The 9,894-nt window shown below is 67.6% G+C and carries 10 protein-coding genes; 1 reads left to right on the top strand and 9 read right to left on the bottom strand.

Annotated features, from left to right (window positions below; genetic code table 11):
- The 5 genes from DSP71_RS23845 to DSP71_RS13455 form a co-directional block, all read right to left on the bottom strand.
- On the bottom strand, window positions 1–203 hold a 203-nt coding region (locus tag DSP71_RS23845; protein WP_258546441.1), incomplete at its 3' end, for a hypothetical protein.
- A gap of 70 nt (window positions 204–273) precedes the next feature.
- Window positions 274–534 (bottom strand): YHS domain-containing protein, encoded by a 261-nt coding sequence (locus DSP71_RS13470; RefSeq protein ID WP_058631310.1) that lies wholly within the window; start codon window positions 532–534, stop codon window positions 274–276.
- A 19-nt stretch (window positions 535–553) separates the two neighbouring features.
- On the bottom strand, window positions 554–2,881 hold the full coding sequence (locus DSP71_RS13465) for a cation-translocating P-type ATPase (RefSeq protein WP_058631311.1): 2,328 nt from the start codon (window positions 2,879–2,881) through the stop codon (window positions 554–556).
- A 64-nt stretch (window positions 2,882–2,945) separates the two neighbouring features.
- A complete protein-coding gene (locus DSP71_RS13460; RefSeq protein WP_113681335.1) occupies window positions 2,946–3,908 on the bottom strand; it encodes a heavy-metal-associated domain-containing protein in 963 nt (320 codons plus the stop codon).
- Window positions 3,908–4,117, bottom strand: a complete 210-nt coding sequence (locus DSP71_RS13455; RefSeq protein WP_046746404.1) for a heavy-metal-associated domain-containing protein — start codon at window positions 4,115–4,117, stop codon at window positions 3,908–3,910. The genes DSP71_RS13460 and DSP71_RS13455 overlap by 1 nt, the downstream gene beginning before the upstream one ends.
- Before the next feature lie 207 nt (window positions 4,118–4,324).
- On the opposite strand from DSP71_RS13455, the gene DSP71_RS13450 reads away from it, so the two are divergent.
- Window positions 4,325–5,260 (top strand): HAD family phosphatase, encoded by a 936-nt coding sequence (locus DSP71_RS13450; protein ID WP_113681334.1) that lies wholly within the window; start codon window positions 4,325–4,327, stop codon window positions 5,258–5,260.
- Here the strand turns inward: DSP71_RS13450 and DSP71_RS13445 are convergent, their stop codons facing one another.
- Genes DSP71_RS13445 through DSP71_RS13430 form a run of 4 tightly spaced genes read right to left on the bottom strand, consistent with a single transcriptional unit; the run spans window position 5,261 to window position 9,841 of the window.
- Window positions 5,261–7,594, bottom strand: coding sequence for an arylsulfatase (locus tag DSP71_RS13445; protein WP_113681333.1), 2,334 nt, complete (start codon window positions 7,592–7,594; stop codon window positions 5,261–5,263). It lies immediately after the preceding gene.
- A 15-nt stretch (window positions 7,595–7,609) separates the two neighbouring features.
- A complete protein-coding gene (locus tag DSP71_RS13440) occupies window positions 7,610–9,016 on the bottom strand; it encodes a hypothetical protein (protein WP_258546440.1) in 1,407 nt (468 codons plus the stop codon).
- A gap of 47 nt (window positions 9,017–9,063) precedes the next feature.
- The gene (locus DSP71_RS13435) at window positions 9,064–9,405 is read right to left on the bottom strand and encodes an SHOCT domain-containing protein (protein ID WP_113681332.1); all 342 of its coding nucleotides are present in this window, start codon (window positions 9,403–9,405) and stop codon (window positions 9,064–9,066) included.
- 1 nt (window position 9,406) lies between these two features.
- The gene (locus DSP71_RS13430; RefSeq protein WP_113681331.1) at window positions 9,407–9,841 is read right to left on the bottom strand and encodes a DUF6325 family protein; all 435 of its coding nucleotides are present in this window, start codon (window positions 9,839–9,841) and stop codon (window positions 9,407–9,409) included.
- Window positions 9,842–9,894: the final 53 nt, after the last annotated feature.

The following is a 9,894-nucleotide window of genomic DNA, read 5'->3' as shown; positions in this document are numbered from 1 at the left end:
AGGGCCAGCATGATCCAGAACAGTCGCCGGAACTGGGCCACGTGATCGCCGTGCCCGCCGTGACCCGCGTGATCGCCGTGACCCGCATGGGAGTCGTGACCCGCATGCGCAGCTGCGCCCTGCGGACGGTAGGGGCTTCCCGGCTCGCTCTGGGCGGTACCGTGCGCCTCATGCGCGGTGTGGTCGTGGTGCGGAGTGTTCATCACCCTCTCCTCCTCGGAAGATCGATGCCGTGCGGGGCCACGGGTGTGCGCCCCCGCACGGGTGAAACGTTCAGGCAGCGGCGGCGTACTTCGCCGGGTCGGCGTCGAACGCCGGTCCGCACCCCGCGCAGCAGAAGTAGTAGCGCGTGCCTTCGTAGTCGCGGAACAGGCCGGCGGCCTCGGCATCCGCGATGACGACGGGACTGCCGACCATCACCGGACACTCCGCCATGTCCCCGGCTGCGGGCGCCAGCAGGTCATTGCGTCCATCGGCGGACACGGCGGTGGTGCTGTTCACGCTGCAGCAGGAGGCTGCGGGGGAATCGGACATGACATTCTCCTCTGGGGTATCAACGGGTTCCGGGCGTGGAGACCGATGCCGCGCGATCCTGCGCCGCACCGCTCCGTGCCGGAGAGGGATCCGCCGCCTGGCTCCGGAAGGAGCGCAGCCGGAGGCTGTTGCCGACGACGAAGACGCTGGAGAACGCCATCGCCGCACCGGCGAGCATGGGGTTGAGCAGACCGAGGGCCGCGAGCGGGATCGCCGCGACGTTGTAGGCGAAGGCCCAGAACAGGTTGCCCTTGATCGTGCCGAGTGTCCGTCTCGAGAGGCGGATCGCGTCCGCGGCGCTGCGCAGATCGCCGCGGACGAGCGTGATGTCGCTCGCCTCGATCGCGACGTCGGTGCCCGTGCCCATGGCCAGCCCCAGGTCGGCCTGGGCGAGCGCGGCTGCATCGTTGACGCCGTCGCCGACCATCGCGACGACCTTGCCCTCGCGCTGGAGCCGGGTGACCACGTCGACCTTGTCCTTCGGCAGCACTTCCGCGATCACCTCGGCGATCCCGACCTCCGCCGCGATCTGCTCGGCCACCGCTCTGTTGTCACCGGTGAGAAGGATGGGCGTCAGCCCCAGACTCTTCAGCTGCGAGATGGCCTGCGCGCTGGTCGGCTTCACGGTGTCGGCCACCACGAGCACACCACGGGCTTCCCCGTCCCATCCCACGGCGATGGCCGTCTTGCCCTGACTCTCCGCCTCCGCCTTCGCCGAAGCGAGGTCGGCGGGCAGATGCTGCGACCACTCCGCCAGCAGCGATTCACGGCCCACCAGCACGGCATGTCCGTCGACGACGCCCTGGACGCCCTTGCCTTCGACGTTGACGAAGTCCTCCGCCGCGGGGAGCGCTCCGATCTCCTGGGTCGCGGCCTTCGCCACCGCCTGCGCGATCGGGTGTTCCGAGGCATCCTCCACCGCACCCGCAAGGCGGAGCAGCTCCCGCCTGTCGACCCCCGCCGCGGTGTGCACCGCGGTGAGTGTCATCCTGCCGCTGGTGACGGTCCCGGTCTTGTCGAGCACCACCGTGTCGACCTTGCGGGTCGACTCGAGCACCTCAGGACCCTTGATCAGGATGCCCATCTGCGCGCCCCGTCCCGTTCCCACCAGCAGCGCGGTCGGCGTCGCGAGACCGAGTGCACACGGGCACGCGATGATGAGGACGGCGACAGCGGCGGTGAAGGCGGCCGACGCCGGGAATCCGGCTCCGAGCCAGGCTCCGAGCGTGGCGAGGGCGATCGCGATGACGATGGGCACGAAGATCCCCGACACACGGTCGGCGAGCCGCTGCACCTCGGCCTTCCCGGTCTGCGCGTCCTCGACCAGCTTCGCCATCTGCGCCAGCTGCGTGTCGGATCCGACGCGCGTGGCACGGATGATCAGACGACCGCCCGCGTTGACGGTCGCGCCGGTCACGGCATCCCCCTCGCCCACCTCCACCGGCACCGATTCACCGGTGAGCATCGAGGCGTCCACCGCTGAGGTCCCCGACACGATGATGCCGTCGGTGGCGATCTTCTCTCCTGGGCGCGCGACGAACTCATCTCCCGGCTTCAGTTCGGCGGTGGGGATCCGCGTCTCGATGCCGTCGCGGATCACGGCGACGTCTTTTGCGCCGAGTTCGAGCAGCGCCCGCAGTGCCGCCCCGGCCTGGCGCTTGGACCTCTTCTCGAAGTAGCGCCCGGCGAGGATGAACATCGTCACCCCGGCGCCCACCTCGAGATAGATGTTCGCCGCACCGTCGCTGGGTGCCACGGTCAGTTCGAACGGGTGCGTCATGCCGGGTGCCCCCGCGGTCCCGAAGAACAACGCGTACAGCGACCACAGCAGTGCGGCGATCGTTCCCATCGAGATCAGCGTGTCCATGGTGGCAGCGCCGTGCCGGAGGTTCGTCCACGCCGCCTTGTGGAACGGCCATGCCGCCCACACGATGACGGGTCCGGCCAGAGCCAGCGAGAGCCACTGCCAGGAGGTGAACTGCAGCGCCGGGATCATCGCCATCGCGATGACGGGCACGGTCAGGATGATCGAGGCGACGAGCCGGTGCCTGAGGCTGGTCAACTCCGCGTCCGACGCGTCGGTCACCTCGCCGGCGGGCGTCTTCGCTTCTGGCATGGGGAGAACGGCGGTGTAGCCGGTCTTCTCCACCTCCGCGATGAGCAGCGCCGGGTCGAATCCCTCCGGTGCGGTCACCTTGGCCTTCTCCGTCGCGTAGTTCACGGTCGCGGTGATGCCGTCGATCCGGTTGAGCTTCTTCTCGATCCGCATCGCGCACGATGCGCAGGTCATGCCGCCGATCTCCAGCTCGACGCTGGTCGGTGCGGCTGCGGACTGCGTGTCCGTCATGGTGATCTCCTCGATCCTCGCGCTGCCCGTACGACGGCGGGAAGCGCACTTCTTGTGGACGGCTTCAGTGCTCGTCGTGCTCGTCTTCGCCCGTGCCCGTCGACGACCCGTCGGCCGGAGCTTCCGCGTCCAGCACGAACGCTGCGGTGTGCACCGTCCCCTCCACCTGGAAGTCGAGGTAAAGCAGGTATCGTCCCGCGGTGGGCGTCTGGGCGGTGAAGACCACCTCGGGGCCGGCGACGTCGCCGGGAGCCGGCTCATCGCCGTGCGCGTGGACGTGCAGGTAGGCGAGGTCTCCCTCCCGCAGCGCGACGAGGTGGCCGAAGGCGCCCAGGTAGGGCTCGAGCGTCGTGACGGGCACGCCGTCTCGGCTGACCTCGACGGTCAGCTCGCTCGCAGCACCGGCGACGAGGTCGCCGGTGATCGACACGTCGAAGCCGTCGACGGCCACGCGCCTCTCGGTTCCGGTCGGGGGACGCGGTTGGAAAACGCCCGCGATGTCCACCGTCCGTGAAAGTGTCACCGGCGTCCCGCCCGTCGCGGTGAAGTCCGCATAGACGCGGTAGGTTCCCGCCGCATCCCAGGTCCACGGCAGCGACCACGTGCCTGTGTGTTCGTCCCGTTCGGGATGGACATGGCGGTACCCGCTGCCGTCGCTGCGCACCACGATCAGGTGCAGCTGCTTGCCGTGCGCGGTCTCATACGAGGTGACGGGGGTGCCGGCGGCGTCCCGGATCACGAAGGACAGCTCCCCCGCGACTCCGCTTTCGTCCGGCGCTTCGACCACGCCCATGGCGTATCCCGATGCGGCGATGGTCACTCCACTCACGTCGATCTCCTCGTCCATCCCGTTCTGAGTGTTCTGCTGTGCGCCTTGCGGGGACGGCCCGTCATGACCGGCGCCCGCGCGTCCCATCCAGGACGCGACCGCACTGTCCGGGACGATGGCGCCCGCCGCGGCGAATGCGATGCCGAACACCATCACGAGTCCCGCGCCGTAGAGGCCGAGACGGCCAGCGGTGTTCATCAGGCCGGCACCGCCTGGTATCCGGCCTCGTCGACGGCTGCGAGGATCACCGCATCGTCGAGCGGGTGTGCGCTCGTCACGACGAGCCTGCCGGTCTGTGCGCTGACGTCGATCGAGTCGACTCCGGGAACCTGGCCGACCTCGCTGCGGATAGCGACCTCGCAGTGGCCGCAGCTCATCCCGCTCACCTGGTACTCGCTCGTGCTCATGACGGTTCCTCTTTCGTTCTCGCATACCCGGGTGGGGTACTCCTTCACGCCAACCCTATACCCTCCAGGGGTATTCCCGTCAACCGGGCGCGCTCGTCTCGCCGATCGCGCGCATCGCCCGCCGGGGGTGATCGAAGCGTCTCGGTCACGCGGCGGGATGACAGCCTGGACCCGCTGCCGACACTCGGCGAGAAGCGAGGATCTGACATGACCGGACACCCCTCCCTGCCTTCGTGGCGCGACACTCCGACCCGCACGGACATCGAGGATTTCGTCGCCGCCGTGACCGTGGGGCCGGACGCAGTCCCCGTCGAGGAGCGGATCGCCGTGTTCGACAACGACGGGACGCTGTGGCCCGAGAAGCCCATGATCACCCAACTGCACTATGTCGTCGAGCAGTGGCGAGCCGCCGCCGAGCGCACACCCGAGCTCGCCGAGCGCCAGCCCTACCTCGCGGCCGTGAGCGGCGATTACGGCTGGCTGGGCACGGCGATCGACAAGCACTACGGTGGCGACGACTCGGATCTGACGATCATCATCCAGGCGCTCGTCGGGCTCACGCACGGGATGAGCGTCGAGGACTACGCGCGTTCGGTGGCCGAGTTCTATCGCACCGCTCAGCACCCGACATTGAAGCGCCCCTATTCCCAGACGGTCTATCAGCCCATGGTCGAGCTGCTCCGATACCTGGAGCACCACGGCTTCACCTGCTACATCGTCTCCGGCGGCGAGCGCGACTTCATGCGTCCCATGACGCAGGCGAACTACGGTATCCCTCCGGAGCGCGTGGTCGGATCGGCCTTCGGCCTGACATGGGACGATGCGGACGCGACGGTGCGGTATTCCTCCTCCCTCGCCTTCTTCGACGACGGTCCGGAGAAACCCGTCCGCATCTGGACGCGCATCGGCAGGCGCCCGCTGTTCGTCGGCGGCAACTCGAACGGCGACACCGCGATGATGGACTTCGCCCGGTGTGGGCCCCGCCCCGGATTCGCGATCCTGATCCACCACGACGACCCGTCACGCGGTGACACCCCCTATGACGCCGGCGCGGAGAAGGCCCTCGCGAGCGCCGACGACAAGGGCTACACGGTGGTCAGTGTGAAAGACGACTGGGCGACGGTGTTCCCCGCGGCTCCCTGATCACTCACGAGACAGCATGGCCGCTGCCTCGAGCTCGAGATCGCGGTACTGCTCGGTGCTGACGTCGACGCCGACACCCATCAACCTGCCGCCCGTGAACGGGAACGGATTGCGGTACTGCCGACTCACCGGATCCGCACTGTCCCATCCCACGCAGAGCCCGTCCCCGCACAGGGTGAACTTGCCGACCTGCGCGCGCATCGGCCCGGAGGCGACCGCCTCATCATCCACGTAGAGCGTGGCTGTCCCCACCGACTCACCGTGCTCGCCGGCGCTCTCGCGGGTGAAGTCCACGCCCAGCGTGTGCGGTCCGGGCGTGAGCTCCGCGGAGGTGAACGTCTGCTCTGGGGGGATGCCGAGGAAGTTGTAGACATACGAGAGACGGTTGTCCTTGATGAAGAGGGTGTGACCGCCGAATCTCGACCCGTGCGCGAAGATCACTCCTTCCGCTCCCTCTTCCAGCACGACGTCGGCGACGATCTTGTACGACCGCCCGCGCAGGTTGACCGCGACGCTCTCCGGCACCGCATCGGTCCCCGGGTAGTACACGTAGCGTTCTCGAGCCGGTTCCGCCTGCGGGCGCTCGACGTTGAGCAGTTCGCGAGCGGAGCGGTCGTCCAAGGGAAGCGCGAAGTTCGCCTTCGCCTCGTCGAACCACACGGCGATGAGCTCCTGAAGCTTCTCGGGGTGCTCGGCGGCGAGGTCCTTCGACTCGGAACGGTCCGAATCGACGTGATACAGCTCCCACACGTCGTCGTCGAAGTGCCCCTTGCCGCTGAGCGGCGCGTGGACGGCGGACGCCTTCCAGCCGTCCTTCCAGATGCCGCGTGTTCCGAGCATGGAGTAGTACTGAGTCCGCTTCTGCGTGGGCGCGTCCGGATCGGCGTCGAAGCTGTACTTCATCGACACTCCGTCGAGCGGATGTTGCTGCACACCTCGGAATGTCTCCGGCATCTCGATCCCGATCACGTCGAGCACGGTGGCGACGACATCGACCGAGTGGTGGTATTGATGACGCAGCTCCCCCTTCGCGCTGATCCCCTTCGGCCAGTGGATGACCATCGGGTCGCACGTTCCCCCTGCATACTGCGAGTAACGCTTGAACATCTGGAACGGCGTCGAGAACGCGGCGGCCCACCCGGTCGGATAGTGGTTGTAGGTGTCTGCGGATCCGAGGCGGTCGATCATCGCGAGGTTCTCCGCGAGGTCGTCGGGATACCCGTTGAAGAACTTGTTCTCATTCACCGAGCCGTCCGGAGATCCCTCCCCCGAAGCTCCGTTGTCGGCGCAGTAGAAGACCAGCGTGTTGTCGAGCTGATCCGTCTCCTCCAGGTAGTCGATGATGCGACCCACCTGCGTATCCGTGTACTCGGAGAATCCGGCGAACACCTCTGCGAAGCGGGCGAACAGCCTCTTCTCGTCGTCGTTGAGCTCGTCCCAGGGGCGCACGCGATCCGCGGGGTTCGCCACCTCGTCGGGAAGCGGGTTGAGCGGTGTCATCGCCGTGACCTCCGGCAGCACTCCCTTCTCGATCATGCGATCGAGCACCCACTCCCGGTAGGCGTCGTAGCCGTCGTCGAACCGGCCCTTGTACTTGGCGATGTACTCCTCTGGTGCATGGTGCGGCGCGTGGTTCGCGCCAGGACAGAACCAGAGGTACCAGGGCTTGGAAGGATTCGAAGCCTGCTGATTGCGGATCATCTTCAGGGCCTGGTCGGCGAGGTCCTTCGACAGGTGGTAGCCCTGTTCCGGCGTGGCCGGCGCCTCGATGAAGTGGTTGTCCTCGACCAGGTCCGGGTACCAGTTGTTGGTCTCTCCCCCCAGGAATCCGTAGAACCGGTCGAAGCCGAGCTGCAGGGGCCACATCGATCGGTCCCCGCCGGGGGCGTTGTCCTCTTCCGGGACGTTGTGGTCCTTGCCCACCCAGAAGGTCGAGTAGCCGTTCTGCTGCAGGATCTGGCCGATCGTCGCGCACTCCCCCGGCAGGCGTCCCGCGAATCCGGGGAACCCGTTGGTGCCCTCCATGATGACCCCGGCGCGGTTCACGTGGTGGTTTCGACCGGTGAGCATGGTCGATCGGGTCGGGGAGCACAGCGCCGTCGTGTGCCACTGCGTGTACGTGAGCCCGTCTCGGGCAAGGCGGTCCATCGTGGGCATGCTGATGCGGCCACCGTACGGCGACCAGGAGGCGAGTCCGGTGTCGTCGTAGAGCACGACGAGGACGTTCGGTGCACCATCGGGAGCCTTCCGCAGCTCGTACGGTGACCAGTCCGGGACCGAGTCCCGCACGTCCAGTTCGATCTGACCGGCGAAGTCCGCGTTGAATTCCGACATCCTCTGCTCCTTCGATCATGAATGCGAGGCCGGCGACGTCACAGCGGCGCCACCCTCCACGTCTGTGTCTGTGTCTGTGTCTGTGTCGACGTCGCTCCGGCCCGCACTCGTCCCGTCGGCATCGGACGCCCCCGCGACCGCTGGGGAGGGAAGCTCCGGACGTCGGAGCAGCTCGATCACGATCACGAAGACGACGAGCCCGGCGGTCACGCCGAGCACGGTCCCGAACGTCACCGGTCTGGTCACGACGAGGACGAGCACCGCGATCGCCATGCCCACGAGCAGGAGGGGTCCATGCAACCGCTCGATCATGAGGCCGAGCCGACCTGTCGAGAATCCGCGACGCTCCCACGTGCCGCGCGTTGCGGAGAACCCGCTGTCGAGTGCGCTCCGCAGGGCCACGGCTGCACGGCTCGTGCCTGCACCCCATGCCCAGACAGCGATCAGCACGCCGACCATCGCCAGCGCGGCGATCGTCGGGCTCAACAGCGACGTCACCTGATCGAACAGCGACTGCGCGGCCGCCGCGGTCATGATCGACGGGCTGACGGCACCGATGAAAAACGTGCGCCCGATGCCCACTCCTCCTGCGAGGAGGAGGAATGCGGCAGCGAACGCCGCACTGGTCCAGAACAGTGCCCGCAGTCGGTTGCGCGCCACCGCGATGCCGACGACCACGAGACCGAGAACGACCCATGGCAACCAGAAGCCGGCGGCGACGGCCACCTGGTACAGGGTGCGCACCAGCACCAGCGCGTCGGCCTGAGCGATCGGAATCGATCTGTCGATCTCGGGGATGAGGTCGGCGAATCCGACGCCGCGTTCTTTCAAGGCATCCTTGACCCGGTCGACGACGAGACCGAGATCTACCGAGAGCACACCGTCATCTGCGAGTTGCAACGCGGTGCCTGGGCTGTTCTGCATGATCGCGACAGCGCGCTCATGGGTGAAACGGAGCGACTGAGCCCAGATGTCGGCGAATTGGTCGGAGGCGACGACGTCATGGATGACACCGTCGACGAGGGAGGTCAGTCCGCTGGCCGCCGGCGCTTCCAACAGGGAGAGCGCCGACGAGGCTCGGGGTGGCAGATCGAGCTCACGGAGCCCGTCGAACACGTCGCCGACGACGGCGTCGAAGTCCACCTGCTCCTGGATGGCGGAGCTGACCTGATCGGCGACGAAGTCCTGAACGTCGGGGTCGGCTGCGAGAGGTGCGAACGTCGCGACGAAGCGATCGGCGTCCACGAGCTGCAGACGCGCCCACGTCCCCATGGCGGCGATCGGCGCCAACAGCACCGCCACCGCCAGGACGATTCCCGCGACGACGCTCCTGGCCACCGGACGGCGTCGTGGCTTCGCGAGCTCGGCGTTCTCCTGCTCCAGCAGGGCGACTCGTGCCCGTAGATCGTCCAGTTCGCTCATTCGCGCTCTCGTCTCTGCTGTCGTTCCGGCGGCGGGCGATCTCGTCGTCAGCTCAGGAGCTTCTGCTTCGCTGCGGCAAACTCGGCTTCCGAGAGCACACCGGAGTCCTTCAGGGATGCGAGCTGCTGCAGCTTCGCGATCAGATCGTTCCCCGCTGCGGGGGCTGCCGGCGGCGGTGAGGAGTACTGCGTGGCGGCGTTCTGCGCGGCAGCGTCGATCTGTGCCTGCTGCTGCGCGGCCTCGTACTGCTGCTGTTCGTACTCCCCCTGTGCACGCTGCTCCTGGTGCCGTGACATCGCACCGCCGATGGCTGTCGCTGTTCCCGCAACCACCGCGGTCCTGGCCGCGAGGCCGATGAGCCCCGGCCGGCCGAATCTTCTCAAGGGCATGTCATTCACCTTCCTGGTCGAGGATGTCCATCACCGCGTTCACCACGGGCGCCGGGACGCGCTCCGTGCGCAGCACCTCGCCCCCCGCCGCCGCGAGGTTCTGTGCAAGGGCGCGCGCGAAGGTGAGCTCGAGTACCACGAGTGCCGCAGACCGGCCCGGCGCGAGCGACGCGGCCAGCGCCTCGACGTCCTCCTCGCCTGCCAAGCCCGCGGCGATCGGCTCGAAGTCATCCAGACCGAGCGAGCCGTCCTCATCCTCGAGCTCGACGACCTCGACCGTCCCCGTCTCCGATTTCGCGATCACGACGAAGTCGAGCAGCCGCACCACTCCGCTGTCGACGAGATCGGTCAAGGCACGGAAAGTCGCCGGATCCGGACGCGACCCCTCGAACCCGACGAGGTAGAGCTCGGCCGGACCGAATCGGAAGTCATTCATGAAGATTCCCTTCTCACGGCGCGCACGCCGACCGTGAACGACTCGATGCTCGC

Source organism: Microbacterium sp. H6 (genome assembly GCF_003314775.1).
In the GTDB taxonomy this organism is placed as follows: domain Bacteria; phylum Actinomycetota; class Actinomycetes; order Actinomycetales; family Microbacteriaceae; genus Microbacterium; species Microbacterium oxydans.
The sequence above is the reverse complement of the archived record's forward strand: the minus strand, read 5'-3'. Positions and strand labels throughout refer to the sequence as shown.